We start from the raw sequence: 26,813 nt of genomic DNA, 5'->3' as shown, positions 1-26,813 counted from the left end.
GCGCCGACTATTCCCCGGCCTGCAGCTTGGCCAGCCGGTTCTCGTACATCTTGACGACCTCGGGGCGGGCGGCCGTCGCCTGCTCGTAGGCGAGGCAGGCGCCGATCTGCTCGGCGGACTTGCCGCGCATCCGGGCGCGCAGCGAGGCGACGCTCAGCTCGGAGTAGCCGGGCATCGGCTCCACCAGGCCCGTCTCCTTCACCGGGGTGGCCACGGCCGGAGCGGTCTCCTGCGCGGGGGCCTCCTTGGCGGGAGTGGCCTCGACCGCCTCGGCCAGCTTGTCGGCCTTCGCGGCCTTGGGAGCCTTGGGCGTGCTGGTCTTGGCGGGGCTGGTCTTGGCGGGCGCCTTCGCGGCGGGCTTGGCGGCGGCCTTGGGCTTGGCCTTCGGCTTCTCGGCCGCGGGCTCGGCCACGGCGGCACGCTCCGTCACGGCGACGGCCTCGGCCACAGACGGCTCGGGCACGGCGACGGCCTCAGGCGCGGCAGCGGCTTCCGGCTTGGCCTCGGCGGCGGGCTCGGCCTTGAGGTCGGCGGCGGCCTCGGGCTTGGCCTCCGGGGTGGCGGGCTCCGGCTCGGCCTCCGTGGGGGCGGGCTTGGGCTGGGGAGCGGCGGCGGCCTCGGCGGCGGGCTTGTGGACGGCCTCGGCCTGGGCCTCGTCCTGCTTGGGCGCCGGGGTGAAGATGACCGGGTCGGGCTTGGTCTTGGAGGTGCCGTTGGGCGCGGCGGCGTCGGGCCGGGGCGCGAAGATGACCGGCTCCCTGCGGGCCGGCTTGTCCTCCTCCTCGGCGGCAACCGCGTCGGCGGGACGGGAGTCGCGCTCCTCCTGCTTCTCCTCCTCTTCCTTGCTGCCCAGCCCCTTGATCGAGTTCTTCACCCGGTCGACGAACTGGAGGGCGTGCCCGGCGATGCTGAGCGTGCCCTGGACGAAGAGGACGGGCAGGTCACGGGCCTTGCCCTTGAGCTCGTCCTTGTCGGTGACGGTCTTGGTGATGTTGCGTATCACGTCGCTGAGGGACATGTACGTCTCCCTGGGAGGTCAGTATTGGACGGCCAGTCTGGCAAAAGGCGGGCAACCGCGCACGCTCGGGCTTGCTGGTCGTTCCACGTAGCATAAGAAGTATGGAGCCCCAGACGTCCACTTCCCGCCGCGTCCTCGTGGCCAGGCCGCGCGGCTACTGCGCCGGAGTCGATCGAGCCGTTGTCGCGGTCGAGAAGGCCTTGGAGCAGTACGGCGCGCCGATCTACGTGCGCAAGCAGATCGTGCACAACACGCACGTGGTCAAGACGCTCGAGGCCAAGGGGGCCATCTTCGTCGAGGAGACCGAAGAGGTGCCCGAGGGCGAGATCGTGGTGTTCTCGGCGCACGGCGTCTCGCCCGCCGTGCACGGCGAGGCCAAGGAGCGCGGCCTGCGCACCATCGACGCCACCTGCCCGCTGGTGACGAAGGTGCACAACGAGGCCAAGCGCTTCGCGAGCCAGGACTACGACATCCTGCTCATCGGGCACGAGGGGCACGAGGAGGTGGAGGGCACCTCCGGCGAGGCGCCCGACCACATCCAGCTCGTCGACGGCCTCGACTCCGTCGACCGCGTCCAGGTGAAGGACCCGAGCAAGCTCGTCTGGCTGTCGCAGACGACGCTGTCGGTCGACGAGACGACCGAGACCGTGGCCCGGCTCAAGGAGCGCTTCCCGACGCTCATCGACCCGCCGAGCGACGACATCTGCTACGCGACGCAGAACCGGCAGGTCGCCGTCAAGGAGATCGCCGCGCAGTCGCAGCTCGTGATCGTCGTCGGCTCGGAGAACTCGTCCAACTCCAAGCGCCTGGTCGAGGTGGCCAAGGACTACGGCGCCGACGCCTCCTACCTGGTCGACAACGCCTCGTTCATCCGTGACGAGTGGCTCGACGGCGTCACCACCGTCGGCGTCACGAGCGGCGCGTCCGTGCCGGAGGAGCTGGTCGAGCAGGTGCTCGAACGGCTGGCCGGCCACGGGTTCGGCGACGTGGAGGAGGTCGAGCCGGTGAAGGAGAGCATGCGTTTCGCCCTGCCGCACGAGCTCCGCAAGGACCTGCGCGCGTCCTGACCCACGATCGGCCCGTACGGGATCCCGTACGGGCTAGTCGTCGCCCCGGGGGGTGCCGTAGACCTTCGGCTCGAAGTAGCCCTCGGGCTCGGGGACGAACGGCTGGCGCGGGCGCGGCACGTCGGCGCCCGCCCGCAGCTCCTCGCGCAGCTCACGCACGTTGTCGCGCAGGCCGCGCCCCCAGGCGATGCCGAGCACCACGGCCGAGCCGGCGAACAGCCAGGGCGCGCCGCGTGACAGCGAGCTGTAGAGGCCGAGCGCCAGCGACTGCACGATGCCCACGGAGCTGAGCGCCCGCCCGAGCTCGACGAAGAGGGTGGCGACGAAGAACACCAGCGGCGGCGTGACGACCAGCGACAGCAGCTCGCGTGGATTGACCAGGAGCACCGCGAGCAGGCACGCCGCCACGAACGCGACCCCGACCAGCGCCTCGATGCCGGCGACCGCGGCCAGCACGTAGCCGGCGAGCGTGGCGAGCAGCGTGAGCGCGATGGCGCCGCGGGCGGTCAGCCTGACGGCAGATCTCTTGCCTTTCCCGGTCATCGGACCCGCCCCCCTTTATTGCGACCCGTTGGCCAACTTACCGTTCGTGTGCGGGAGGAGAGACGTGGTTTCGAGCAGTTCGGGGGAGGCCAGGGGCCTGGGCACGCCTTCGAGCGTCTCGGGCGTGGCCAGCTCGCCGTCGACCACGCCCAGATCGTGCAGCTTGCGCGCGGTGACGAGCACCCGGCTCTCCAGAGAGCCGACCGTCTTGTTGTACGCCTCCACCGTACGCGCCAGCGAACGGCCCAGCGACTCCACGTTGCGGCCCATCGAGGACAGTCTTTCGTACAGCTCCTTGCCCAGCTCGAACACGGCGCGGGCGTTCTCGCTGAGCGCGGCCTGCTGCCAGGCGTAGTGGGCGGTGCGCAGCATGGTGATCAGCGTCGTCGGGGTGGCGATGTGCACCCGGCGGGCCATCGCGTACTCCAGCAGCCCGGGGTCGCGCTCCAGCGCCGGTGACAGGAACGCCTCGCCCGGGATGAACAGGACGACGAACTCCGGCGACGGGTTGAACCCCTGCCAGTAGGACTTGGCGGCCAGCCGGTCGATGTGCTCGCGGATGTGGCGGGCGTGGGCGTCGAGGCGTACGGAGGCCAGTGACTCGTCGGCGGCCTCGGCGGCCTCCAGGTAGGCGGCGAGCGAGACCTTGGAGTCGACCACGATGTTCTTGCCGCCGGCCAGGCGCACCACCATGTCGGGCCGCATCGCGCCCTCGGTGACCTGTTCGTCGAAGTCGCAGTGGCGCTGCATCCCGGCGATCTCGGCGACGCGGCGCAGCTGCATCTCGCCCCAGCGCCCGCGCGCCTCGGGCCGTTGCAGGGCGCGCACCAGCGCCGTCGTCTGGGCGCGGAGCTGTTCGTGGCTCTGCCGGACGAACTCCATCTGCTGGGTCAGCTCGGCGCTCGCGGCCCGGCGTCCCGACTCGGTGTCGCGCAGCTGCGACTCGACCCGCGCCAGCGCGTCCTTCAGCGGCTCCACCAGGTGTTCGACGGCCTGCCTGCGCTGGTCGAGGTCGCCGGTGGCCTCGGCGCGGGTGGCGGCCAGCCGGGTCTCGGCCAGCTCCAGGAAGCGCACGTTGTTGACGTCGAGCGCCCGCGTGGACAGGGCCTGGAAGCGCTCGGCGAGCTGTTCCTCGACGTAGACGAGCTTGTCGGCGGCGGCCTTGGCGCGCGCGTCGGACTCGGCCACCCGCACCGCCGCCCGCGTGCGCGCCACCAGGAATCCGATGGCCGCGCCGACGAGCAGCCCGATGAGGAGGGAGACGACATCCATCCACACGATGATGGCAGCCCTGCCGCGCCGGGACGGGTCCCGACACGCGACACAGTAAACTCGCTGGACGTGAGCCTCTCTATCGGCATCGTCGGCCTGCCCAACGTCGGCAAGTCCACGCTTTTCAACGCGCTGACCAAGACCGGCAACGCCCTGGCGGCCAACTACCCGTTCGCGACGATCGAGCCCAACGTGGGCATCGTCGGCGTGCCCGACGACCGGCTGCCCGTGCTGGCCAAGATCTTCGGCTCGGCCCGGATCCTGCCGGCCAAGGTGGAGTTCGTGGACATCGCCGGGCTGGTCAAGGGCGCGTCCGAGGGGCAGGGCAGGGGCAACCAGTTCCTGGCCAACATCCGCGACACCGACGCGATCTGCCAGGTGATCCGGGTCTTCGGCGACCCCGACGTGACGCACGTCGACGGGGAGATCTCGCCCAAGCGCGACATCGAGACGATCAACACCGAGCTGATCATGGCTGACCTGCAGACGGTGGAGAAGGCGATCCCGCGCCTGCAGAAGGAGTCGCGTCACAACAAGGACAAGAAGGGCGCGCTGGAGGCCGCCGAGGCCGCGCTCAAGGTCCTGGAGACCGGCAAGACGATCTTCGAGGCCCAGCTCGACGGCGAGGAGCTGCGCGAGCTCCACCTGCTGACGGCCAAGCCGTTCCTCTACGTGTTCAACCTCGACGCCGACGAGCTGGTCGACGACGACCTGCGGGCCCAGCTGTCGGCCCTGGTCGCGCCCGCCGAGGCGGTGTTCCTCGACGCCAAGATCGAGTCGGAGCTGGTGGAGCTCGACGACGAGGAGGCGCTGGAGCTGCTGCAGTCGGTCGGCCAGCAGGAGTCGGGCCTGTCGCAGCTCGCCCGGGTCGGCTTCGAGACGCTCGGGCTGCAGACCTACCTGACGGCCGGGCCGAAGGAGACCAGGGCCTGGACGATCCGCAAGGGCGCCACCGCGCCCGAGGCGGCCGGCGTCATCCACACCGACTTCCAGCGCGGCTTCATCAAGGCCGAGGTCGTCTCGTTCGACGACCTGGTCGAGGCCGGCTCGATCGCCAGCGCCCGCTCGGCCGGCAAGGCCCGGATCGAGGGCAAGGACTACGTGATGCGCGACGGCGACGTGGTGGAGTTCCGCTTCAACGTCTAACGTGGGCGCGTGCCCGACGCGATCTTCGCCGATCCCCGGCTGGCCCGGATCTACGACCCGCTCGACCCCGACCGGAGCGACCTCGACGCCTATGCGGCGATGGTGGCGGAGTTCGGCGCCCGGCGGGTGCTCGACGTGGGCTGCGGCACGGGCACGTTCGCGTGCCTGCTGGCCGCGCGCGGCGTCGAGGTGGTCGGCGTCGACCCGGCGCAGGCGTCGCTGGACGTGGCGCGCGGCAAGTGCGGCGCGGTGCGGTGGATCCACGGTGACGCCACCACGCTGCCGCCGCTGCGCGTGGACCTGGCCGTGATGACCGCGAACGTGGCCCAGGTCTTCCTCACCGACGACGACTGGCAGGCCACGCTGCGCGGCGTCCGGGCGGCGCTGCGGCCGGAGGGCGTGCTGGCCTTCGAGACCCGCGTTCCCGCCCGGCGCGCCTGGCTGGAGTGGACGCGCGACCGTACCCGCAGGCGGGTGGAGATCGCGGGCGTCGGCGAGGTCGAGACGTGGTGCGAGGTGCTGGACGTGTCCGGCCCGCTCGTGACCTTCCGGCACACGTACGTCTTCGGCGACGGCGGGGACGTGGTCACGTCCGACTCGACGCTGCGGTTCCGGGAGCGGGACGAGGTCGAGCGGTCGCTGGTCGCGGCGGGCTACCGGGTCGAGGACGTGCGCGACGCGCCGGACCGGCCGGGGCGGGAGTTCGTGTTCGTCGCCCGGTTCGTTGCCTGAGGGACAGCTTCCGCGTCAACCACCCGGCGAGTTTGCGCGTCGAATCGTCACGGCGTTCACGCTGAATCGGGAGGCCCTCATGATCCGTCGCATCATCCGCAGACGTCGTCCGGTGCCGAAGCTCGCGGGCATCACCCTGGAGGAGGAGCTGGCCCTGCTCAGGGTGGAGCTCATGTACGGCCTGCGCGTCAACCGGGAGGCATATCTGCGCAGGAAGGTGGACGAACGGGAGGAGCTGGCCACCCGCACGCGCGGAGGCGACGCCAGGATGATGCTCGCGGAGCTGCGCGGGTCGCTGGAGCGGGCCGTACCGCCCGCCGCACCCCCGACCGTCGTCGAGCTTCACAGCCGCCGCAGGCCGGTCGGCGACCAGGGCCCCGAGCCGGCCTGACCCCCTATACGGACGTGCCGCCTGCCCGCTGCCGGGCAAGGCGGCCGTTCCTGTTTTCAGGAGGAAATCGCAGGTCAGAGCACCCCTGACGCCATATGGACAGGAATAGGTGGCCACCGGGTTATGCGTTTTTAGGTCTCTGGCCTGGTCAAATGCCCATTCGACAGGGAACGCACACAAGTCGGCGCTCCGATGCGTCCCATGCGCACTCGGTTTGCCCCCGGACGGCGATGCTTGCAGCATGGGCGTGGCTTTCCTGGAACAATGGCGGAGACCGGATAGGGTGACTGCTTCACCGCGGATGATGGGGATCGGCAACGGACGACACCGCGCCAGCCGGGGGGATTGGCGCGAGCGGAGGCGTGATGGCTCGTAGGTCAACCGTCCAGCACGGTCCTCGGATCGCTGGCGACCCCGGCCTTTCCGCACGCCCTGAACACGACTTCGACGCGCCGCCTCCGCACAGGCCGCGGCGCGGAGGCTGGTCGGGCGGCGGCGGGCGATGGCTGGTGTGGACCGGGCGCATCATTCTCTGGGCGCTTATTGTGGTTATCGTGGTGAATGGGATCCGTGCCCCTTTTGAGCGGTTTACCGGCCAAAACGCCGCCGCGCCGAATGCGGCCGCCCAACCGGGCAGCTCGTTCCCGGCGGACCGTGGCATGGCGTTCGCCGCGCAGTTCGCCGGCGTTTACCTGAATTTCAGCCCCGACGACGCCGTGAGCAGGTCCGGCAAGCTGGCCGCGTTCATGGCCGACGGCATGGACCAGCAGATGGGCTGGGACGGCAACGGCAAGCTCGGCGCCGTGGCGATCCAGCCGTACGACATCCAGGTCAGCGACGACAACAACGCGATCGTCACCGTCGCGTTCCAGTCGGGCTCCCGCAGGCTTCACCTGTCGGTGCCGCTCTACTACTCCGAGGACAGGTTCGTCGTCTCCGGCTGGCCCGCCATCCTGCCCGCCCCCGCGCCGGCCGAGCTGCCGCAGGTGGCCGCGCCCGAGAGTGACGACGTGGCGGCCGCCGAGCTCAAGCCGCAGCTCGAAGGCTTCTTCCGCTACTACGCGCTGGGCAACACCGTCGAGCTGCAGCGTTACGTGACCGCCGGCACGAGCCTGCCCACCTTCGCGGGCGCGTTCACCTTCGGCGAGCTCAAGAGTGTCGTGGTGCCTGTGGGGGGTGCCACCCGTGAGATCCAGGCGGTCGTGGTGTGGATCGTGCCCGACGGCACGCCGCCCGCGGACGAGGCCAACAACCCCGAAGCGGTGTCCGGCCGCCTCCAGCAGGCTTACCGCCTCACTGTCGAGAAGCAGGGCGACAAATGGTACGTCGACGACATCCGCGGCGCCGGTAGGGCCGTTGGGTAGACGCACGACCGCGCTGCTGATCGGCACCCCCCGGGAGGACAAGAAGTGATCTTGAAAACCATAGTGCTCAACCTCATCGAAATGACGCCCACACCAGCACCGACGGGCGTCAACACCGAAGGACTCGCCGACTTCCTGCGCGCGTTCTTCGCCCCGCTGTTCCTCGTCGTCGTGTCCGTGGTCGCGCTGTTCTTCCTCTTCACCCGCGAGATCACGCGCTTCGTCCAGTTCCTGATCCTGGCCGTGGCCATCGGCGTGATCTTCTACGTGCCCAACATCATCGAGGTGACGGCCAAGGCGATCGCGGGCGCGCTGGGCATCGACCAGTGAGGGTTGGGACCGCCTCCGCGCGGTCATGAACGAGCGGGTGGAGAGGAGGACCGCGTGGACCTGCCCACGTACACGAACATCTGGCGTATCGAGAAGCGGCTCTACAAGCTGTACGACCTACGGCTCCCCATGCCGCTGCCCATCGTCTGGATCGGCGTGTTCGTCGGCGTCTTCGTGCCGTGGTCGCTCCTGCTCTGGCTCGTCGGCGTACCCGTCGAGATGCCCTGGCACGTGCTCTTCCTGGTCCCGCCCGGCATCGTCACCTGGCTGTCCACCCGGCCCGTCATCGAGGGCAAACGGCTGACCGAGCTGCTGGAGTCGCAGCTGCGCTACCTGGGGCAGCCGCGCGCCTGGTACCGGCTGTCGCCAGCGGCCGAGCCCGAGACCATCACGTTCTCCGGCCGCGTCTGGCACGCCACGCCCAAGCGGGTGAAGGTCAAGAAGCCCCGCAAGGCCCGCCAGACCCAGCGCAAGCGCGCCCCCGAACGGGTCACCGGGCCCCGCCAGGTCCGCCCCGCCGTGGCCGCCGCCGCCGTGGCCGCCGCCCAGGCGCCGCTCGCCGACCCGCCCGTCCGCTGGGGTTCCCGCGTCCGCCCCACCGCCGCCGCCCCCGCCCTCGCCCCCGAGCCGTCGTCACCCTCGTCGTCGCCCGTGCCCTCGCCCTCGGCCCCGGTCGAGCTGCGCCTCGTACGCGACACCCCCGCCGCCCCCGACCCCGCACCGGACGCGCAGGGCCTGCGCGCCTTCGACGGCGTACGCGACCCCGCCCCGGCGCGCCCCAGACCGGAGACGGCGGCCCGCAAACCCACGGGCAAGCCGATCGACACCGAGGCCCTGCGCCGCCTCCGCAAACTCGCCGCCACCGCCGACCCCCCCAAACCCACCCCCACCCCCGACGCCACCCAGACCCCCGAGGTCACCCCGGGCCGCCACAAGGGCAGCCCGACGCCCGACCGCGCACTGCCCGCCGGGAGCGCGCCCGCGCCCGAGCCGGCCGCGGCCCAGGAGGGGGCGTCGGCCTCCGGGCAGCCTCCGGCCCGTGAGCCTGCCCCTGCGTCCGGACAGCCCCCGGTGCCTGCGGTGGCGCGTGGAGAGTCTTCGGTCCGTGAGAGTGCCTCCGTCTCCGATGCGGGGCCGGCCGCTGAGGAAGCGGCCGCTTCCGGGGGGTCCCCGGTTGGGGGGAGTGCCGCCCCCGCCTCCGAGCAGGCCCCCGCCCACCAGCGGGCCGCCGCTTCCGAGCAGGCCGCCGCCCCTGAGGAGGCCCCCGCGTCCGAGCGGGGCGCCGCATACGGGGAGGCCGCCGCCTCTGAGGAGGACGCCGCCCGCTTCCGGGCCGTCGCCCCTGAGGAGGCCCCCGCGTCCGAGCGGGCCGCCGCCCGTGCGAAGGAGGGCGCCTCCGCGCAAGCCCCCGGTCCGGAGCAGGCCGGTGCCCCCGAACGGGCGGCTGCATCCGGGCGGGTCTCCGCCTCCGAGGAGGCCGCCGCCTCCGAGGAGGTCCACGGTGAGGTTGGTGGGGCTGGGCCGGAGGCCGAGGGGGATGAGGCGGCGCGGAGTCAGCACAGGAAGGGGCAGCCGCCCAGGTTGGGGCCGGGGGTGGCGTTGCCCGACGCGCGGGCGTGGGCGCCGTTGAGTCCCGACGCCAAGCCCGTCACCCTGTCGCGCCCGCTGCGGGGGCGTGAGGCTGAGCTGCCGAGCCGGGCGATTCATCGTCCGGACGTCGTGCCCGGGGAGTTGCCGCCGCCGGAGGAGGTCGCGCCGGAGCCGGTGGCCGAGGCGCCGGTGGCCGAGGCGCCGCCGGTGGCCGAGGCGCCGACGGTGCCCGTTGAGCCGGAGGAGGGGCGTGACGGCGGGGCGGCCGTGGTGCCGGGGCCCAGGCCGGGGCAGCGGGTGCGGCGGGTCGAGTCCGTGGTGGGGCGCGACTCGGGCGGCTGGCGGCGCATCGCGCAGGTGGTCGTGGGCGGCAACGGCGTACGGACCGACGGGTCGGAGCTGGACGAGGCGCGCGCCCGGGGCGTGTTCGCCGGGAGCCGGCGGGTGGTGGTGCTGGGGTGCACCGGCGGCGCCGGGCAGAGCACGACGGCGCTGATGCTGGGTCACACGTTCGCGCAGTACCGCGACGACCGGGTGGTGGCCGTGGACGCGGCGTCGGGTGACAGCAGCATGACGAGCCGCATCCATCCGGAGACGCCCGAGACGCTGACGTCGCTGCTGGCGGGGTTGCAGCGGGTGAGCGGCTATCTGACGATGCGCGGCTACACCACGCGCACCGCTTCGGGGCTGGAGGTGGTGGGGGCCGACGGCGACGAGCAGCGGCTGGCCGACCGGGGGCTGTTCTCGGACCACCGGCTGGGCGAGGCGATGAGCCTGCTCGACCGGCACTACAAGCTCACGGTGATCGATCCGGCCGCCGCGCTGGCCGCCCGCGTGCTCCCGTACGCGGATCAGCTCGTGCTCGTGGTGCCCGCGAGCGTGGAGGCGCCGGACGCGGTGGCGATGACGTACGAGTGGCTGGACGGGCACGGCTGCGCGCACCTGAGGCGGCGCGCGGTCATGGTGGTCAACGGGGTGAGCCGGCGTTCGATGACGGACGTCGAGCAGGCGGAGGCGGTGGCGCGCGGCAGGTGCCGGGCCATCGTCAGGGTCCCCTGGGACGACGATCTGGCGCCGGGCGGCGCCGGGGTGGTCGATCCGGGGCAGCTGCGCGCGGCCGGGCGGCGGGCGTATCTCGCTCTCGCCGGGGTCGTGATCGCGGGCTTCGCGGCACAGAAGGTCCGAACTGAGGAAGAGGAGCTGGCGAGTGACCCCCCGGGCACGAGAATCGGTGAGCGATAAGTGAACATGCGAGCAGGCATGGCCCGTTCATGCGCCGAGGGGGCGGCATGAGCAGGGCGTCTAGAGCGCGTCAGCGCCTGGCGGTCCGCTATTTCGACGACCGCATCCTGCTCACGGACACCGACGCATGGGCGTATTTCCGCCTTCCGACGGTCAGCTACGAGTTCGTCACGCCTGAGGAGCGTGAGGCGCTGGCCACCAACATCACGATCGCGCTGGCCGCGATCAGGATGCCCGACGCCGAGGTGCACCTGCGGGTGGCGCATCGCGCCTATCCGGCGGCGGAGTGGGCGATGGCGCTCAACGCGACCTCCGACGAGGGGCCGGGCTGGCGCGACTACCTGGAGGAGATGTACCGGCACGTCTGGGCGAAGGACTTCTGGTCGAAGGAGGTCTATCTGGGCGTACGGCTCGGTCCGCGGGGCAAGCAGCTAGGCGCCGGGGTGCTGGCTCAGGTGTTCGGCTTCTACCAGAAGACGGAGAAGGTCCTCGGGCTGGAGGACGACCACGTGCCCGAGAGCGAGGTCGGCCGGTGGACCGAGCAGGCCGAGCGGCTGGGCCGGGCGCTGGCGTCCAGTGCCCTGTATGCCCGGCATGCCACGTCGGTGGAGGTCGCGTGGCTGTTCCAGCACGCGGCGGCGGGGGCGCTGGCGGACGCGGCGCCGTCGGCGAGCCCGAAGCGGCGCTGGGGCAAGGGCGAGATCGAGTCGCTGGTCGAGGGTGAGATCCACAACGGCAGGTCGCTGCTGCGGATCGTGCAGCCGCAGGGCGACTCGTACGTGGCGTATCTGTCGTTCGCCCGGTTCCCGGACCTGATGCCGTTCCCCGACGGGGAGCCGTGGATGCACTTCGCCGACCAGTTGCCGTTCCCGGTGGAGGTGTCGTCGCGGATGCGGCTGATCCCGCCGGTGAAGGCGTCCAAGGACGTGGCGCGCAAGCTGGCGCACGCCCGCGACATGGACATCCACATCCGCGAGGCGGGCGCGGAGGCGCCGCTGGCGCTGGCGGAGCAGATCGACGCGGCCCGGATGCTGGAGCACGGCATCACGAAGGAGCGGCTGCCGTTCGTGTACGGGTGGCACCGGCTGATCGTGTCGGCGCCGACCGAGGACATCTGCGTGCAGCGGGTGGAGGCGGTCGTCGAGCACTACCGCGACATGGGCATCGACGTGGTCAACTCGACCGGTGACCAGTTCTCGCTGTTCTGCGAGTCGCTGCCGGGCGAGAAGGTGGGCGTCAACGCCTACGCCCAGCGTCAGCCGCTGCGGACGATCGCGGGCGGGATGGCGACGGCGACCGTCGACCTGGGCGACCGGCTGGAGGAGGGCGGCGAGGGCTGGCTGGGCCCGTACATCGGGGAGACCGTCGGCCGGGCGCGCAGCATCGTGCACTTCGACCCGCTGCTGGCGGCCAGCCGCAACCGGCCGACCGCCATCGCGATCACCGGCGAGCCGGGCGGCGGCAAGACGACGCTGGCCCTGCTGATGATCTACCAGATGGCGTTGCGCGGCGTCACGGTCGCGGTGATCGACCCGAAGGGCGACGCCGAGTCACTGGTCGAGCTGCTGCAGAAGCGCGAGCGCAAGGCGCGGATCATCCCGCTGGGCTCGGCCGCGCCGGGGCTGCTGGACCCGTTCTCGTTCGGGGACGACATCGCGGCCAAGAAGACGATGGCGACCGAGACGCTGCGGCTGCTGCTGCCGCGCATGTCGGAGGAGCGCGAGTCGGCGATGATCCAGGCGGTGGCGGCGGTGTCCAACGCCGCCGACCCGTCGCTCGGCAAGGTCGTCGACTATCTGGGGCAGGCCGAGGACGCCGCGTCGAAGAACCTGGGCGCGGTGCTGCGCTCGATGTCGGAGATGCACCTGGCCAGGCTCTGCTTCGACCCGTCGGGCGGCGACCAGATCGACAGCGAGGGCTGGACCACCGTGTTCACGCTCGGCGGGCTGACGCTTCCCGACGTGGCCACGGGCCGCGACGACTACTCCTACGAGCAGCGGCTGTCGGTGGCCCTGCTCTACCTGGTGTCGCAGTTCGCCCGGCGGCTGATGAACGGCCTCGACCGGCGCGCGCCCAAGGCGATCTTCCTGGACGAGGCGTGGGCGATCACGTCCACGCCCGAGGGCGCCAAGCTGGTGCCCGAGGTCAGCCGGATGGGCCGCTCCCGCAACACCGCCCTCGTCCTGGTCTCGCAGAACGCGGGCGACCTGCTCAACGAACAGGTGACCAACTGCCTGTCGTCGGTGTTCGCCTTCCGCTCGACCGAACGGGTGGAGGTCGGTCACGTGATGTCGCTGCTGGGCGTCGAACCGTCGGAGGAGCACAAGGCCGTCCTCAGATCGCTGGGCAACGGGGAATGCATTTTCCGTGATCTGGATGGCAGGGCGGGCCGCATCGGAGTAGACCTGATCTCCGAGGAGCTGCTCCGCTGGCTCGACACGAACCCGACACACGACAAACCCGGCGGCGGCGGGCATGATGATCTTCAAGGGGGAGTGGGCCACGCGCAGGAGGTGCGGTCATGAGGATCCGGCTACCCAGACGATGGGCTCTGGCGCTTGTGGTGTTGCTCGGCGTCCTCGTGGTGCCGATCGTGGCGGGCAGCCTGTCGCCCGCCGCCGCGGGCCCGTGTGACCTGTCCGGCGAGCTCGCCCCCGAGGTGATCGGCGGCGGCACCGACGGCATGATGCAGCCGCCGACGCCCGAGCCCGGCACGCCGGCGGCGGTCACCAACTACAGCCAGTTCGGCATGGCCGGCCAGTTCTGGCACACGCACGAGCTCGGCTGCTCCGACATCGCGGCCGTGCTCGGCAACTCGTGGGCCAACACGATCTTCCTGTGGGCCAAGGCCGTCGACCGGCTCACGATCACGACCTACCAGGCGGCGGCGACCGAGGGGCCGCTCCAGTCGATCAAGGACGTGGTCGACGACATCGTGACGAACCTGTCGGAGGCCATGTACTGGCCCTACCTGCAGCCCATCGTCATCCTCGGCGCGATCTGGCTGGCCTGGTACGGGCTGATCCGCAAGCGGGCCACCACGACCGCCGAGGGCGTGATCTGGATGGTGCTCGCGGTCACGGTCGCCACCTGGTTCCTCAGCCGGCCGCAGGACTTCACCGGCTTGGGCAAGGTCGTCACGGACAAGACCGGTGAGGTCGTCAACTCCGCCTTCTCCGGGCTGCCCGGCGCGGGCGGCGCGTCCTGCCTGCCGCCTCCGGGCGACGCCAGCCCCGAGGTCAAGGCCGGCGGCTTCGGCCAGAACGGCACCCCGGGCGTCGACCAGAACGCCGACGCGCTCTGGTCCACGCTGGTGTGCAAGCCGTGGCTGATGGGCCTGTTCGGCACCGCCGACCCCAACCAGCCGATCGTGCGCGACTTCGGCCGCACGATGCTGGAGACGCAGTCCATCCCACCGGCCACGGCAGGCCAACCGGCACCCGATGTGGGAGCGCATCAGGCGAAATATGCCGAGATCGCTGACAAGCTGCGCAACGACTCGCGTTACTTCATCTTCTCCGGGCGTGACTGGACGAGCCGGCTCGGCGTGGCCATCGGCGCGCTGATCGCCGCGCTGGTGGCCGGGGTGCTCATCTTCCTGGTGGCGGTCTCGCTGCTGGTGCTCAAGGTGGGCTTCCTGCTGTTGCTCATCCTCGGGCCGGTGTTCCTGCTCATCGGCGTGCATCCGGGCAGCGGGCGGATCATCGCCATGCGCTGGGTGGAGATGCTGATCGGCACCCTGCTGCGGCAGGCCGTGCTCGCGCTCGTGCTCGGCGTGCTCGTGTACGGTTACGCGCTGATCATCTCGACCGCGATGCCGTGGGGCATGCAGATCCTGTTCATGGCGTTGCTGACGATCGCGGTGTTCTTCTACCGGCGGCCGTTCCAGCACCTGTTCGCCTCCATGAACGGGCACACGCTCACCACCCGCATGCTCGGCGACGCGGCCAGCTCGCCCGTCCTGGAGCGGGCCTCGAACGTGCTGCCGCCGGTCGCCTCGGCCAGGATCGGCCGCTGGGGGGCGCGTAAGGCGGAGCCCATCGTCAGCGCGGTGGCGGGCGGCGCGGCCGGCGCCACGGCGGCGACCGTCGCCCAGGGCCGGGCGCGCGGCGAGGAGGGCGAGACCGGCGCGATGCCGTCGGGCGTCCGGGTGCCCGCGCCGCTCGACACTGACCCGCAGGGCGGCAAGGCGGCCGGGCGGCAGGCGACCGCTCCCCGCAAGGGCGACGCGCCGCCGCTCAACCTGGGTGGCACGCCGACCCGCACGCGCGGCGCCGGCGCGGCCCCGCGCGGCGCCGCCCCTGGCCGTCCCGGCGGCTCAGGTGGCTCGGGTGGTTCCGGCGGTTCCGGTACGGCGGGCGGCGGCTGGTTCGGCGGCCGTTCGGGCGGTGGCTGGGCGCCACGCGGAGGCTCGGGCGGCACCCGTACGGGCGGCTCCCGCCTCGGCGGCTCAGGCGGCTCAGGCGGCGCGAGCGGGTCCGGCGGGTCGGGCGGGTCCCGGTCCGGCGGCTCCTGGTCGGGCGGGTCCGGCGGGTCGCGGTTCGGCGGCTCCGGGTCCGGCGGGTCCGGGTCCGGGGGGTCGCGCGCGTCGCGGTTCGGCGGTTCGGGCGGCGGCGGGTCCCGGTCGGGCGGGTCGATGTTCGGCGGGTCGCGGCGGACCGGCTCCGGCGGCGGGTCGCGGTCCGACCGGCAGTCGTCAGGCGGCGGCATCTTCGGCAGGAACGAGGACGGGCGGGTGTTCGGCAACGGCGGAGGCGGCAGCATGTTCAGCCGCTCCGAGTCCGACGGCCGCGCCTCCGAGCCGCCGCCGCTGTGGGGCAGCTCCCGCAAGGCCGAGCCGCCGGTGCCGTTCTGGCTCAACCCCTCCCACCCGGACAGGGACTGATCATGGCTCAGCGGGGCGACAAGCGAGGGATGGCCTTCGCCGTCATCGTCGTGATCATCGCTGCCGTCGGCGCCTACCTGTGGCTGTGGCCCGACCCGGAGCAGCCCGCCGCCGAGCAGGCCGCCTCCGGCCGGACCACGAGCACGCCGGCCATCGCGAGCACGCCGCTGGCCACCGCCAGTGACGCGCCCTTCGACGTCTACTCCTTCCTGCCGATGTCCAAGGAGCAGCTCGCCGCCGCCGCCGACCTGGCCGAACGCTTCACCGCCGAGTACGCGACGTACCGCTTCGACGAGGCGCCGCAGACGTACGCCGACCGGGTGCGCAAGTACACCACCGCGGACTTCGGCAACATCCTGGCCAGGACCCGCACCGCGGCCGGCCCGGTGGAGCAGGACGACCAGACCGTGTCCACGGCGACGGCCGCGCTGAAGGAGATCCGGCAGATCGAGAAGACCAGCATCGTGTTCGTCATCACCGCGACGCAGCAGCTCACCGGCAAGAGCGGCGCCAAGCAGCAGGCGGCCGACTACGCGGTGACGGTCAGCCAGCTGGGCTCCGATTGGCGGGTGTTCGACCTGAGGCCCGCCGACGAGGGCCAGGACGGGGATCCGCAGGGGTGAACACCTCCCGCCCCCGCGTGATCCTCGCGGTCGTCGTCGCCGGGATGCTGCTGCTCGTCCTGGTCATCGTGTCGCCGATGCTGATGACGTCCATCCCCTCGTTCGTCGGCAGCGGTGGCGCGCCGCCCGACTGCACCGACGGCACCCAGGTGCAGGAGGCGTCCGACTCGGCCGCCTCCGACATCCCCACCGAATACCTGGAGCTCTACCGGCAGCACGGCAAGAAGATCGGCGTCCAGTGGAACATCCTGGCCGCCGTCGGCAAGCGTGAGACCGACCACGGCCGCTCCAACCTGCCGGGCGTCAAGAGCGGCACCAACTACGCCGGCGCGGCCGGGCCGATGCAGTTCCTGATCAGCACGTGGGGCGGCAAGGCCCGGATCCCCATGTCGTCGACGTTCAACGGCTACGCCTCCGACGGCGACGGCGACGGCATCGGCGACGTCTACAACCCTGCCGACGCCATTCTCGGCGCGGCCAGGATGCTCAAGCGCAACGGCGCCCCCGAGAACGTCCGCCGCGCCCTGTTCGTCTACAACCGGGCCTGGTGGTACGTGGACCAGGTCGAGGAGATCGCCAGGAAGTACGCCAGGTCCGGCGAGGTCGAGGTGCCGCCCGAGACCGACGACTCCTGTGACGAGCCGCTGGTCGAGGCCGCGCCCAGCGACGTCGTGCGCAAGATCCTGGCCTACGCGCTGGACCAGCGCGGCAAGCCGTACCTGTGGGGCGGGACCGGGCCCGACGCGTTCGACTGCTCGGGCATCATCTTCGCCGCCTACCGGTCGGCTGGGCTGTCGATCCCGCGCACCACGTTCGGGCAGTGGCCGTTCGGGGTGAAGATCGAACAGGGCACCGAGCAGCCCGGCGACCTGGTGTTCTTCAACGCCGGGCCGGGCACGTCGGCCAACAACCCCGGGCATGTCGGGATGGTCGTGTCGAAGGGGAAGATGGTGGAGGCACGCTGCCGGCTGTGCGGGCCGATCAAGGTGACGAGCTACGAGTCGCGGGACAAGATCGTCGGGTTCACCCGGCCTCTGCAGAACCCCGCCGTCCTCGACCAGCTCGAGAAGCTGAAGAATGCATCCCTATGACAGTGATCGTGGTGGCCGCGGCGATCGTGGGAGACGGCGGGCAGGTGCTCGCCGCGCAGCGGGGCGCGCCCGCGGCGCTGAGAGGCGGGTGGGAGTTCCCCGGCGGGAAGGTCGACCCGGGGGAGAGCGAGCTCGACGCGCTGGTCCGCGAGTGCCGCGAGGAACTCGGCGTGGAGATCGCCGTCGGCGAACGGGTCGGCGGTGACTGGGCGCTCGGCAAGGAGTACGTGCTGCGCGTCTGGCTCGCCACCGTCGCCGCAGGCACGCCCCGGCCCAAGGAACACCTGGCGCTGCGCTGGCTCGCGCCCGGCGCGTACTACGACGTGCCGTGGCTGGCGGGGGACCTGCCCGTGATGAAAGCCGTGGAGAAACTGCTCCGCGAGGATTGAATGGTCGCCCTCTGTGACATAACGATTACTGGGCGTTATTTGTCACGATGAGGGAGGCGGCGTCATGAATCGGGGCTGGATCGTGGGCGGAGCCCTGATGCTCGCTGCCGCAGTGCCCGCCGTGCCTGCGGCGGCCAACGGGGTGTCCATGGTGCTCGACCAGGTGGGCAACCCCGACGGGGTGCTCAAATGGATCAGGACCGGCGACGTGCTGCGCTACCAGGTGCGGCTCAAGGGCCTGGGGCACGACGCCCGGCTCGCGGTCGCCACGGTCCCGGCCGCCGCCCTCACCACCGTCGCCTGCCCCGCCACGGGCGCTGTCGCTGGGGCTGTCACCGGGGTCGTCCCTGAGGTCGTAGCGAGTCCCGCGCCGGTGGGGGTCGCCGCTCCTCCGGAGGGCGTCCCCGGGCGGGTGGCAGGCGCCCGGGTGACGGCGAACCGGGCGCTCTCGGGGGCGGTGGACGCCGGTGCCCGCGTGTGCCCGCTGGGGCGGCTCGCCGGCAAGCAGGTCGTGGACGTGACGCTCACCGTTCCGCAGGGGGCCGGCGAGGTCGAACTGGCCGCTGTGGCGAAGGTGCGCGAGGACGACGGGCTCGGGCACACGACGATCGCCAGGAGCGTGCGTACCGCGGTCTTCGAGGGGCCCGTGCCGCGTGACGCGGTGGGCTTCAGCGGCAACGCCGTACGCCTCACCCGGAAGGCAGCCCCGCCCGCCGCCGTCCCTCCGTACCCCGGAGGCCACTCGGCCCGGCCGTCCCGGCAGGACGCGCTCGCCCAGAGGGACGCATCCCGCCACGAACGCCCGCCCGCCCAGGACGCGCCCGCTCTCCATGCCGCACCCTCCCTCAAGGCCGCACCCTCCGTCGGGGGCGCACCCGCGCCGGGCGACGCCACCACGCGCAGGCGCACGCCGCCCGTAGGTGGCGCGCCCGCGCCGGGCGACCCCGCCGTACGTGGCCGCACACCGTCCACCGGCGGCGCGCCCGCTCAGAGGGGCGCATCCGCTCAGAAGGGCGCGAACGCCCAGGACGCGCCGGCCCTCAGCGCGGCACCCTCGGTCGGGGGTGCGCCCGCGCCGGGTGGGGCCACCGTGCGGGGGTACGCGCCGTACGTCGCGGACGCGCCCGCGTTGGGTGGGGCCACTGCCGTTGAGGGCGTGCCCGCCCAGCAGGAGGCGCCTGCCGCTGCTCCCGGTGGGGGCGGGGTGGCGTTGGCGCCTGTGCAGACCGGGCAGCCGGCGGAGGCGGTGGAGGCGCCCTTGCCGCGGGAGGTCGGGGGCGGGAAGATGCGGGTACGGGCCGAGGAGGCGGTGAATCCGCTGGCCGGGCCGCGGGGCGTGCCTGCCGTGGCGGTGGGGATCGCGGCGCTGATGGGGGCGCTGTGGCTGATCGCCAGGGTGCAGCGGGCACGCATTCAAAAAAACGTCTGGTAATTCCGTCTTTACTGTGCCTTTTACCCGACTAGTATTCCCTTGACCAAGGTTGCGGGACTGCGCGGAGGGCACAGGTGGCACGCACGCGAGCGACGGCCGTGTCCGCGATGGTGCTCGCACTGGGGCTGACCTGCGCGGGTGTCGCCCCGTTCGTGGGGCAGAGCGCTTCGGCGACGGCCTTGACCCCGGTGGAGCCGTGTGACGCGGGCGAGGTGTGCGAGGAGGGTCCGCCGGAGACCACGGTCACCGTCATCACCACGCTGCCGACGCCGACCCCGACGGAGCAGCCGGAGACGACGGTCACCAAGACGGTCACGGCGACGCCGACTCCGAAGAAGACGACCGCCAAGCCGACGCCGACGAAGACCACGCAGGCGCCCGATCCGACGCCGCAGACGAGCTCGGCCCCGCAGCCTCAGCCGCTGCCGACGCAGAGCGTGGAGGTCCCGGCGGCGACGCCTTCCGAGACGGAGTCGGAGGTCGAGATGCCGCAGGTGGCCACCAGCGACCCGCTGCCGTCGGAGACGCTGCCGCAGTCGTCGGAGAGCGAGCCGATCCCGCTGGAGGTGCGTAACGCGGCGCCGGAGTTCGACCAGCGGACGCTGACGCAGCAGCTCAGCATTCCGGCGCTGGTCATGGTGCTGCTGGTGCTGTTCGCGGTGCTGATCTTCGAGGGCCGGTTGCGCCGGATGGCGCATGCCGCGGCGGTGCGCAAGGCGGGGCCGCAGCTGCCGCCGGTGCCGCCGGAGATGGCGGGCTACCCGGCGGGTCCGGGTTATGCCACGGCGGCGTTCCCGGCGCCGGGTTATCCGGGCGGCACGGCGTACGCGCCGATCATCAGTTTCGTCCCGGTGCAGACGTATCCGGGGGGCCAGGTCCAGTACGGCGCGGTCTACCAGGACCCGGCCATGTACGGCCAGGCGGCTCCCGAGCACCAGCAGCCGGCGCCCGTGCAGGAGCCGGTGGTGCTGCAGCCGGACCAGTTCGACACCGTGGACCAGGAGCCGGCCTACCGGGCGCCGTTCGAGCCGCTGGTCCCGCCGGAGCCGCCGCCTTCGGACATCCCGCCCGGCGGCGCGGGCCCGTACGAGGACACGCCCGAGCGCCCGCTGGGTGCGGCGTCGATGGCCGAGCAGGGCGACGCCGAGCCGTGGCAGGCGTTCGCGGCGGACCGGACGGTCGTCCAGCCGCTGCCGGACACGCCGGCGGAGGACACGCCGGCAGACGGCGCGACGGTGGAGGAGCCCCGGCCCGAGCAGGGCAAGCGCAGGCGCGGGCTGCGGCGCAAGAGCAAGTGAGAACGGCGGGGCCCGAAGGCCCCGCCGCCGGTGTCACTTGGACGAGCGCTTGAAGATCTTGTTGCCGAGCCAGACCAGCGGGTCGTACTTGCGGTCGACCACGCGCTCCTTCATCGGGATCAGCGCGTTGTCAGTGATCTTGATGTGCTCGGGGCAGACCTCGGTGCAGCACTTGGTGATGTTGCAGTAGCCGAGGCCGTGGTCCTGCTGGGCCGAGTCCTTGCGGTCGGCCACGTCGTACGGGTGCATGTCCAGCTCGGCGATCCGCATGAGGAAGCGGGGGCCGGAGAAGGCCGGCTTGTTCTCCTCGTGGTCGCGGATGACGTGGCAGACGTTGTTGCACATGAAGCACTCGATGCACTTGCGGAACTCCTGGGACCGCTCGACATCGACCTGCTGCATCCGGTACTCGCCGGGCCGCACGCCCTCCGGGGGCGTGAAGGACGGCACCTCCCGGGCCTTCTGGTAGTTGTACGAGACGTCGGTGACCAGGTCCTTGATGACGGGGAAGGTCCGCATCGGGGTCACCGTGATGGTCTCGTCCTCCGCGAAGGTGGACATCCGGGTCATGCAGCCCAGGCGCGGCTTGCCGTTGATCTCCATCGAGCAGGAGCCGCACTTGCCGGCCTTGCAGTTCCAGCGGACCGCGAGGTCGGGGGCCTGGGTGGCCTGGAGCCTGTGGATGATGTCGAGGACGACCTCGCCCTCGTTCACCTCGACGGTGAAGTCTTCGAGCCTGCCTTCGCCTCCCTCACCGCGCCAGACCTTGAACTTCGCCTTGTAGCTCATTTCGAAATCCCGTCGAACTCGGCCATCTCTTCGTCGGTGAGATACTTCTTCAGCTCGTCGCGGTCGAACAGGGTGATCAGGTCGTCGCGCATCGGAGGCTGGACGCGCTCCTCGACCTGGATCGACCGGCCGTCGCCGGTGGAGCAGACGAGCAGCTTGCGGCGCCACTCGGGGTTCATGCCGGGGAAGTCGTCGCGGGTGTGGCCGCCCCGGCTCTCCTCGCGCTTGAGCGCGGCCCGCGCCACGCACTCCGAGACGAGCACCATGTTGCGCAGGTCGAGCGCCAGGTGCCAGCCGGGGTTGTAGACGCGCGACCCGGCCGCGCCGACGAGCTGGGCGCGCTCCTTGAGCTTCTCCACGACCTCCAGCGCCTCGGCGACCTCGTCGGCCTTGCGGATGATGCCGACCAGGTCGTTCATCGTCCGCTGGAGCTCCTGGTGGACCTCGTACGGGTTCTCGCCCGAGCGCTGGAGCGGCGCCTCGGCCTCGGCGCGGGCGGCGTCCACGTCCGCCTGCGCGGGCCGGGGCCGGGCGGCGAGCGTGTCGACGTAGGCCGCCGCGCCCGCGCCGGCCCGCCGGCCGAAGACCAGCAGGTCCGACAGCGAGTTGCCGCCGAGCCGGTTGGAGCCGTGCATGCCGCCGGACACCTCGCCCGCCGCGAACAGGCCCGGCACGGAGGCAGCGCCGGAGTCGGCGTCGACCTCGACGCCGCCCATGATGTAGTGGCAGGTCGGACCCACCTGCATCGGCTCGGCGGTGATGTCGACGTCGGCCAGCTCCTTGAACTGGTGGTGCATCGACGGCAGCCGGCGCTTGATCTCCTCGGCGGGCAGCCGGGTCGACACGTCCAGGTAGACGCCGCCCTGGGGGGATCCGCGCCCGGCCTTCACCTCGGCGTTGATGGCCCTGGCGACCTCGTCACGCGGCAGCAGCTCCGGGGGGCGGCGGTTGTTGGCCTGGTCGGTGTACCAGCGGTCGCCCTCCTCCTCGGTGGTGGCGTACTTGTCCTTGAACACCTCGGGGATGTACTTGAACATGAAGCGCTCGCCCTCGGAGTTGCGCAGCACGCCGCCGTCGCCGCGCACCGACTCGGTGACGAGGATGCCACGCACGGAGGGCGGCCAGACCATCCCGGTGGGGTGGAACTGGATGAACTCCATGTTGATCAGCTTGGCCCCGGCCAGCAGGGCCAGCGCGTGGCCGTCGCCGGTGTACTCCCAGGAGTTGGAGGTGACCACGTACGACTTGCCGATGCCGCCGGTGGCGAGCACCACGGCGGGGGCGTCGAACAGGACGTAGTTGCCGCTCTCGCGCCAGTAGCCGAACGCGCCGGCGATCCGGTCGTCCTGCTTGAGCAGGCGGGTGACCGTGCACTCCTGGAAGACCTTGATGTAGGCCTCGTGGTCGCCGTGCGTCTCGAAGTCCTCCTGCTGGAGGGCGACGACGCGCTGCTGCAGGGTCCGGATCATCTCCAGGCCGGTGCGGTCGCCGACGTGGGCGAGCCGGGGGTACTCGTGGCCGCCGAAGTTGCGCTGGCTGATCTTGCCGTCCTTGGTGCGGTCGAACAGCGCGCCCCACGCCTCCAGCTCCCAGACCCGGTCCGGGGCCTCCTTGGCGTGCAGCTCGGCCATGCGCCAGTTGTTGAGGAACTTGCCGCCGCGCATGGTGTCGCGGAAGTGCACCATCCAGTTGTCGTCGGAGTTGACGTTGCCCATCGCGGCGGCGGCGCCGCCCTCGGCCATGACCGTGTGGGCCTTGCCGAACAGCGACTTGCACACGATCGCGGTGCGCTTGCCCTGCTGACGGGCCTCGATGGCGGCGCGCAGCCCGGCGCCTCCCGCGCCGATGACGACGACGTCGTATTCGTGACGCTCGATTTCCACTGTGAAACGATTCCTTACGCGAACGGGAAGGCGATGATGCCCTTGGCCACCAGACGGACGTAGAGGTCGGCGCCCATGACGGAGAACATCGAGGCCCAGGCCCACTGCTGGTGCTTGGCGTTGAGCTTGGAGACGAGGGTCCAGGCCTTGTAGCGGAACGGGTGGCGCGAGAAGTGGTTGAGCCGGCCCGCGGTGATGTGCCTGCAGGAGTGGCAGCCCAGCGTGTAGCCGAGGATGAGCACGGCGTTGGCCAGCAGGATGTAGCTGCCGAGGCCGAGCGGCTTGTGGACGAGCGCCAGGATCGCGTCGTAGGTGAGGATCGCGCCGATCAGCAGGGCGAAGTAGAAGAAGTAGCGGTGGATGTTCTGCATGATCAGCGGGAAGCGGGTCTCACCGGTGTACTTCCCGTGCGGCTCCTGCACCGCGCACGCCGCCGGCGACAGCCAGAACGAGCGATAGTACGACTTGCGGTAGTAGTAGCAGGTCAGCCGGAACCCGCCCGGCAGACCGAGGATGAGCAGCCCCGGCGGCAGCGCGTACCAGTCGCCGATCGGAGCCCACCCGAACAGCCGGGCGCCGTCGCACACCGCGGAGGTCGTCAGGCAGGGCGAGGCGAAGGGGGCGATATAGGGCTCGACGAAGTTGCTCGTGTCGATGATCGCCCACACCCCGTAGACCAGGAATGAGCTGAGCCCGAGAAACGTCAGCAGCGGGGTGATCCACCATCGGTCCGTGCGCAGGGTGCGCACCTTGACTTGGGCACGCTGCCTTCTCACTGGAGCGTCGGGCGTCGTCTGGGTCATCGCGGACCTCTCCACCTCCCGCGGACCCCGCACGCCTGGGGTCCGGGTCGTCTGTCTGGCGCGCACATGTGGCGGGCGCTGTGCTCCGCTCCGGCGCGCGTTGGTGTGGGATACGTTACGACGCCCGCATACGGATTTGTGAGAAGCATCACTCACTTTTTCCAGGACGACCTGTGATTCCTGTCACGTCCGCCGTCAGGCGCGCAACCCCTGGTTGGGCAACTTCACCACAGTCACAAAAAAGTTATCGATTTGACGGACAACTCTTATGAACTGCTGAAAATCGACCGGTTTTGCGACATACGCATTCGCGTGCAGCTTGTAGCTGAGCAGGATGTCCTCCTCGGCCTCCGAGGTCGTCAGGACCACCACCGGGATGGTCCGCAGATCCTCGTCGAGCTTGACCTCCTCCAGCACCTCCAGCCCGCTCTTCCTGGGCAGGTTGAGGTCGAGCAGGATCAGGTCGGGCCGGGGCACGCCGGTGTGCTCGCCCTTCTGGCGCAGGAAGTCCATCGCCTGCTCGCCGTCGTTCACCACGTGCAGGCGGTTGCTCACCTTGTTGAGCTCGAACGCCTCCCGCGTCAGCAGGATGTCGCCCTGGTCGTCCTCGACCAGGAGCACCTCGATCGGGCGCCAGTCATTCATCGTCGTCTCCCGCGGCCGGCAGCGTCCATCGGAACGTCGTGCCCGGCCTCTCCGCGTCGCCGTCGAGCCACAGCTGCCCGCCGTGATACTCGACAATCTTGCGGCAGAGCGCGAGCCCGATGCCCGTACCTGGATACACGTCCCGCGGGTGGAGGCGCTGGAAGATGAGGAAGATCCGGTCGGCGTACTTCGGCTCGACGCCGATGCCGTTGTCGGAGCAGCTGAACTCCCACATGCCGCCCTTGCGGGTGACGCCGATGTGGACGCGGGGCGGCTGCTCGCCGCGGAACTTGACGGCGTTCTCGATGAGGTTCTGGAAGAGCTGCGTGAGCTGGACGCGGTTGCCGACGACCTCGGGCAGCTCGTCGGCGGTGACGGTGGCCCCGACGTCCTCGATCATGCCCGAGAGGTTGACCAGCGCCGCGTCCAGCGCGGGCCGCGTCTCCACCACGGTCCGGCCACTGGTCACCCGGCCGACGCGGGAGAAGTCGAGCAGGTCGTTGATGAGGAGCTGCATGCGCTTGGCGCCGTCGACGGCGTAGTGGATGTACTGCTTGGCCCGCTCGTCGAGCTGGTCGCCGTAGCGCTGTTCGAGCATCTGGGTGAAGCTGGCGACCTTGCGCAGCGGCTCCTGCAGGTCGTGGCTGGCCACGTACGCGAACTGCTCCAGCTCCCCGTTGGAGCGGCGCAGCTCGTCGGCCTGGTCCTGGGCGATGCGCCAGTTCGACAGGATGCGCCGGCGCATCGAGTCGACGTGGCTGGACAGCTCGGCCAGCTCGGCGGGCCTGGCCACGCCGAGGCGGTGGTCGAAGTCGCCGCCCGCGACGGCGCGCACCTGGTCGGTGAGCCGCGCGATGGGCTTGAGCACGGTGAAGCGGACGATGAGCACCAGCGCCAGGACCGAGGCCAGCAGCACCGAGCAGAGCACCACGAGCAGCACGGTCAGCCGGTTCACCTGGGCGGCGATCTCGGGCCGGGGCTCCAGCACGCTCAGCTCGGAGATCATCATCATGATCAGCGTGGCCGAGGTCAGGAACGCGACCCCGGTGAGCGCGCCGGTGATGAGGAACCAGCGGGCGAGCGGGATCCGGCCGACTCCGGTGGCGGGCTTGGCCGGAGGCAGCGGGTTGATGCTCATGAGGCGCTCCTGCGGACGAGCACCGCGGCGAGGTCGTCGCTGAGGGTGCCCACGTGTCGGATGAGCCGGTCGAGGTCGATGACGCCGTGCTGCTTGACCAGGCTGACCAGGCCGTCGACGCCGAGCTCGCCGCCCTGCCCGGCGGCGGCCTCGATGAGCCCGTCGGTGTAGAGCATCATCGACCACCGCTCTCCGAGCGGCACGTCGATGACCGCCCACTCGCGGTCGGGGAAGATGCCCAGCGGCGGGCCGGACGGGGTGCCCTCGACGATCTCGACGACGCCGTCGCGCAGGAGCACGGGCGGCGGGTGCCCGGCGACCCGCATCGCGGCGTGGCTCAGGTCCGGGCTGATCCTGGCCGTGCAGAGGGTGGTGTAGATCTCCGGCGCCTTGCGCTCGGCGCGCAGCAGCGTGTCCATGGTCCGCAGCAGCGGGTCGCCGTCCAGCCCGGCGAGCACGAGCGTGCGCCAGGCGATGCGCAGCGAGACGCCGAGCGCCGCCTCGTCGGGGCCGTGCCCGCACACGTCGCCGATGACGACGTGGACCGCGCCGTCGGGGGTCTGCACGGTGTCGAGGAAGTCGCCGGCCAGCCGCTGGCCCTGTGAGCCCGGCAGGTAGCGGGTGACGTGCTCCAGGTCGTGGGTGCGCAGCAGCGGGGCGGGCAGCAGGCCGTTCTCCAGCCGGGCGTTCTCCTCGGCGGTCAGCTCGGCCTTGGTGAGGGCGATGTGGGCCAGGTCGGCGCGCTTGCGTTCCATCGCGTAGCGGACGGCCCTGGCCAGCAGGCGGGCGTCGATGTCCTGCTTGACCAGGTAGTCCTGGGCGCCCGCCTGGACCGCCGCCACGCCGACGTGCGCGTCGCGCAGCCCGGTCAGCACCAGGACGGCCGCGTGCGGGGCCATCGCCAGCACGTGCTCCAGCGCCTCCAGGCCGGTGGCGTCGGGCAGCGACAGGTCGACCAGCACGCACTGGATGTGGGGGGTGAGCTTGGTCCTGGTCTCCGCCAGGCTGCGGGCCCAGGTGATCCGGGGCGGCGCCGCGGCCTGCTTCAGCAGCTCCTCCACGAGGAACGCGTCTCCGTCGTCGTCCTCGATGAGCAGGAGCGTCAGCGTTTCGGATAGGGATGCCGTCACAAACGCCTCTTC

23 protein-coding genes are annotated in these 26,813 nt (G+C 71.3%); 14 read left to right on the top strand and 9 right to left on the bottom strand.

What is annotated here, in order from left to right:
- Positions 1-7 precede the first annotated feature (7 nt).
- Positions 8-1,018 carry a hypothetical protein gene (locus ACWDXC_RS31120; protein ID WP_449987626.1) on the bottom strand — a complete coding sequence of 337 codons (1,011 nt, stop codon included), beginning with the start codon at positions 1,016-1,018 and terminating at the stop codon, positions 8-10.
- 101 nt (positions 1,019-1,119) lie between these two features.
- On the opposite strand from ACWDXC_RS31120, the gene ACWDXC_RS31115 reads away from it, so the two are divergent.
- On the top strand, positions 1,120-2,085 hold the full coding sequence (locus tag ACWDXC_RS31115) for a 4-hydroxy-3-methylbut-2-enyl diphosphate reductase (RefSeq protein WP_449987623.1): 966 nt from the start codon (positions 1,120-1,122) through the stop codon (positions 2,083-2,085).
- 33 nt (positions 2,086-2,118) lie between these two features.
- Here ACWDXC_RS31115 and ACWDXC_RS31110 read toward each other — a convergent pair whose 3' ends face one another.
- The gene (locus ACWDXC_RS31110; protein WP_219504940.1) at positions 2,119-2,628 is read right to left on the bottom strand and encodes a DUF6542 domain-containing protein; all 510 of its coding nucleotides are present in this window, start codon (positions 2,626-2,628) and stop codon (positions 2,119-2,121) included.
- Between the two features lie 15 nt (positions 2,629-2,643).
- On the bottom strand, positions 2,644-3,900 hold the full coding sequence (locus tag ACWDXC_RS31105; protein WP_364176781.1) for a DNA recombination protein RmuC: 1,257 nt from the start codon (positions 3,898-3,900) through the stop codon (positions 2,644-2,646).
- Positions 3,901-3,969: 69 nt separating this feature from the next.
- On the opposite strand from ACWDXC_RS31105, the gene ychF reads away from it, so the two are divergent.
- The 13 genes from ychF to ACWDXC_RS31040 all read left to right on the top strand — a co-directional run bounded on the left by ychF (position 3,970) and on the right by ACWDXC_RS31040 (position 20,413).
- On the top strand, positions 3,970-5,046 hold the full coding sequence (gene ychF, locus ACWDXC_RS31100; protein ID WP_357589893.1) for a redox-regulated ATPase YchF: 1,077 nt from the start codon (positions 3,970-3,972) through the stop codon (positions 5,044-5,046).
- 9 nt (positions 5,047-5,055) lie between these two features.
- Positions 5,056-5,778, top strand: a complete 723-nt coding sequence (locus ACWDXC_RS31095; RefSeq protein WP_449987618.1) for a class I SAM-dependent DNA methyltransferase — start codon at positions 5,056-5,058, stop codon at positions 5,776-5,778.
- A gap of 79 nt (positions 5,779-5,857) precedes the next feature.
- The gene (locus ACWDXC_RS31090; RefSeq protein ID WP_449987616.1) at positions 5,858-6,169 is read left to right on the top strand and encodes a hypothetical protein; all 312 of its coding nucleotides are present in this window, start codon (positions 5,858-5,860) and stop codon (positions 6,167-6,169) included.
- Between the two features lie 659 nt (positions 6,170-6,828).
- On the top strand, positions 6,829-7,533 hold the full coding sequence (locus ACWDXC_RS31085) for a conjugal transfer protein (RefSeq protein WP_449987614.1): 705 nt from the start codon (positions 6,829-6,831) through the stop codon (positions 7,531-7,533).
- A gap of 81 nt (positions 7,534-7,614) precedes the next feature.
- Positions 7,615-7,863, top strand: a complete 249-nt coding sequence (locus ACWDXC_RS31080) for a hypothetical protein (protein ID WP_449988041.1) — start codon at positions 7,615-7,617, stop codon at positions 7,861-7,863.
- Positions 7,864-7,917: 54 nt separating this feature from the next.
- Positions 7,918-10,695, top strand: coding sequence for a TcpE family conjugal transfer membrane protein (locus tag ACWDXC_RS31075; RefSeq protein WP_449987611.1), 2,778 nt, complete (start codon positions 7,918-7,920; stop codon positions 10,693-10,695).
- Between the two features lie 47 nt (positions 10,696-10,742).
- On the top strand, positions 10,743-13,220 hold the full coding sequence (locus tag ACWDXC_RS31070; RefSeq protein ID WP_449987609.1) for an ATP-binding protein: 2,478 nt from the start codon (positions 10,743-10,745) through the stop codon (positions 13,218-13,220).
- Complete coding sequence (locus tag ACWDXC_RS31065; RefSeq protein ID WP_449987606.1) at positions 13,217-15,580, top strand: type IV secretion system protein; 2,364 nt, start codon at positions 13,217-13,219, stop codon at positions 15,578-15,580. Before ACWDXC_RS31070 ends, ACWDXC_RS31065 begins: the two co-directional genes overlap by 4 nt.
- A gap of 2 nt (positions 15,581-15,582) precedes the next feature.
- A complete protein-coding gene (locus tag ACWDXC_RS31060; protein WP_449987603.1) occupies positions 15,583-16,203 on the top strand; it encodes a hypothetical protein in 621 nt (206 codons plus the stop codon).
- Positions 16,200-17,294, top strand: a complete 1,095-nt coding sequence (locus tag ACWDXC_RS31055; protein ID WP_449987600.1) for a C40 family peptidase — start codon at positions 16,200-16,202, stop codon at positions 17,292-17,294. The genes ACWDXC_RS31060 and ACWDXC_RS31055 overlap by 4 nt, the downstream gene beginning before the upstream one ends.
- Positions 17,291-17,683 (top strand): (deoxy)nucleoside triphosphate pyrophosphohydrolase, encoded by a 393-nt coding sequence (locus tag ACWDXC_RS31050; RefSeq protein WP_219511469.1) that lies wholly within the window; start codon positions 17,291-17,293, stop codon positions 17,681-17,683. The genes ACWDXC_RS31055 and ACWDXC_RS31050 overlap by 4 nt, the downstream gene beginning before the upstream one ends.
- A 97-nt stretch (positions 17,684-17,780) precedes the next feature.
- On the top strand, positions 17,781-19,115 hold the full coding sequence (locus ACWDXC_RS31045) for a hypothetical protein (protein ID WP_449987598.1): 1,335 nt from the start codon (positions 17,781-17,783) through the stop codon (positions 19,113-19,115).
- Positions 19,116-19,189: 74 nt separating this feature from the next.
- Positions 19,190-20,413, top strand: coding sequence for a hypothetical protein (locus tag ACWDXC_RS31040; protein WP_449987596.1), 1,224 nt, complete (start codon positions 19,190-19,192; stop codon positions 20,411-20,413).
- A gap of 33 nt (positions 20,414-20,446) precedes the next feature.
- On the opposite strand, the gene ACWDXC_RS31035 is transcribed toward ACWDXC_RS31040, so the two are convergent.
- From ACWDXC_RS31035 to ACWDXC_RS31010, 6 genes are all read right to left on the bottom strand, one after another.
- Entirely contained in the window at positions 20,447-21,202 is a 756-nt protein-coding gene (locus ACWDXC_RS31035; RefSeq protein ID WP_219511475.1) for a succinate dehydrogenase/fumarate reductase iron-sulfur subunit, read from the bottom strand.
- Positions 21,199-23,085: a fumarate reductase/succinate dehydrogenase flavoprotein subunit gene (locus tag ACWDXC_RS31030; RefSeq protein WP_219511476.1), complete on the bottom strand. Its 1,887-nt coding sequence runs from the start codon at positions 23,083-23,085 to the stop codon at positions 21,199-21,201. Before ACWDXC_RS31030 ends, ACWDXC_RS31035 begins: the two co-directional genes overlap by 4 nt.
- A 14-nt stretch (positions 23,086-23,099) precedes the next feature.
- A complete protein-coding gene (locus ACWDXC_RS31025; RefSeq protein WP_449987592.1) occupies positions 23,100-23,834 on the bottom strand; it encodes a hypothetical protein in 735 nt (244 codons plus the stop codon).
- Positions 23,835-24,083: 249 nt separating this feature from the next.
- Positions 24,084-24,533, bottom strand: a complete 450-nt coding sequence (locus ACWDXC_RS31020) for a response regulator (protein ID WP_449987589.1) — start codon at positions 24,531-24,533, stop codon at positions 24,084-24,086.
- Positions 24,526-25,671, bottom strand: a complete 1,146-nt coding sequence (locus tag ACWDXC_RS31015; RefSeq protein ID WP_449987587.1) for a sensor histidine kinase — start codon at positions 25,669-25,671, stop codon at positions 24,526-24,528. Before ACWDXC_RS31015 ends, ACWDXC_RS31020 begins: the two co-directional genes overlap by 8 nt.
- The gene (locus tag ACWDXC_RS31010) at positions 25,668-26,801 is read right to left on the bottom strand and encodes a PP2C family protein-serine/threonine phosphatase (RefSeq protein WP_449987584.1); all 1,134 of its coding nucleotides are present in this window, start codon (positions 26,799-26,801) and stop codon (positions 25,668-25,670) included. Before ACWDXC_RS31010 ends, ACWDXC_RS31015 begins: the two co-directional genes overlap by 4 nt.
- Positions 26,802-26,813 lie beyond the last annotated feature (12 nt).

This window comes from Nonomuraea sp. NPDC003214, from assembly GCF_053590035.1.
The sequence above is the reverse complement of the archived record's forward strand: the minus strand, read 5'-3'. Positions and strand labels throughout refer to the sequence as shown.

What these genes read in the sequence shown, in the direction of transcription:
- ACWDXC_RS31120 (WP_449987626.1), bottom strand. Translation starts at nt 1,018, where the DNA reads ATGTCCCTCAGCGACGTGATACGCAACATCACCAAGACCGTCACCGAC.
- ACWDXC_RS31115 (WP_449987623.1), top strand. Translation starts at nt 1,120, where the DNA reads ATGGAGCCCCAGACGTCCACTTCCCGCCGCGTCCTCGTGGCCAGGCCG.
- ACWDXC_RS31110 (WP_219504940.1), bottom strand. Translation starts at nt 2,628, where the DNA reads ATGACCGGGAAAGGCAAGAGATCTGCCGTCAGGCTGACCGCCCGCGGC.
- ACWDXC_RS31105 (WP_364176781.1), bottom strand. Translation starts at nt 3,900, where the DNA reads ATGGATGTCGTCTCCCTCCTCATCGGGCTGCTCGTCGGCGCGGCCATC.
- ACWDXC_RS31090 (WP_449987616.1), top strand. Translation starts at nt 5,858, where the DNA reads ATGATCCGTCGCATCATCCGCAGACGTCGTCCGGTGCCGAAGCTCGCG.
- ACWDXC_RS31085 (WP_449987614.1), top strand. Translation starts at nt 6,829, where the DNA reads ATGGCGTTCGCCGCGCAGTTCGCCGGCGTTTACCTGAATTTCAGCCCC.
- ACWDXC_RS31080 (WP_449988041.1), top strand. Translation starts at nt 7,615, where the DNA reads ATGACGCCCACACCAGCACCGACGGGCGTCAACACCGAAGGACTCGCC.
- ACWDXC_RS31070 (WP_449987609.1), top strand. Translation starts at nt 10,743, where the DNA reads ATGAGCAGGGCGTCTAGAGCGCGTCAGCGCCTGGCGGTCCGCTATTTC.
- ACWDXC_RS31065 (WP_449987606.1), top strand. Translation starts at nt 13,217, where the DNA reads ATGAGGATCCGGCTACCCAGACGATGGGCTCTGGCGCTTGTGGTGTTG.
- ACWDXC_RS31060 (WP_449987603.1), top strand. Translation starts at nt 15,583, where the DNA reads ATGGCTCAGCGGGGCGACAAGCGAGGGATGGCCTTCGCCGTCATCGTC.
- ACWDXC_RS31050 (WP_219511469.1), top strand. Translation starts at nt 17,291, where the DNA reads ATGACAGTGATCGTGGTGGCCGCGGCGATCGTGGGAGACGGCGGGCAG.
- ACWDXC_RS31045 (WP_449987598.1), top strand. Translation starts at nt 17,781, where the DNA reads ATGCTCGCTGCCGCAGTGCCCGCCGTGCCTGCGGCGGCCAACGGGGTG.
- ACWDXC_RS31035 (WP_219511475.1), bottom strand. Translation starts at nt 21,202, where the DNA reads ATGAGCTACAAGGCGAAGTTCAAGGTCTGGCGCGGTGAGGGAGGCGAA.
- ACWDXC_RS31020 (WP_449987589.1), bottom strand. Translation starts at nt 24,533, where the DNA reads ATGAATGACTGGCGCCCGATCGAGGTGCTCCTGGTCGAGGACGACCAG.
- ACWDXC_RS31015 (WP_449987587.1), bottom strand. Translation starts at nt 25,671, where the DNA reads ATGAGCATCAACCCGCTGCCTCCGGCCAAGCCCGCCACCGGAGTCGGC.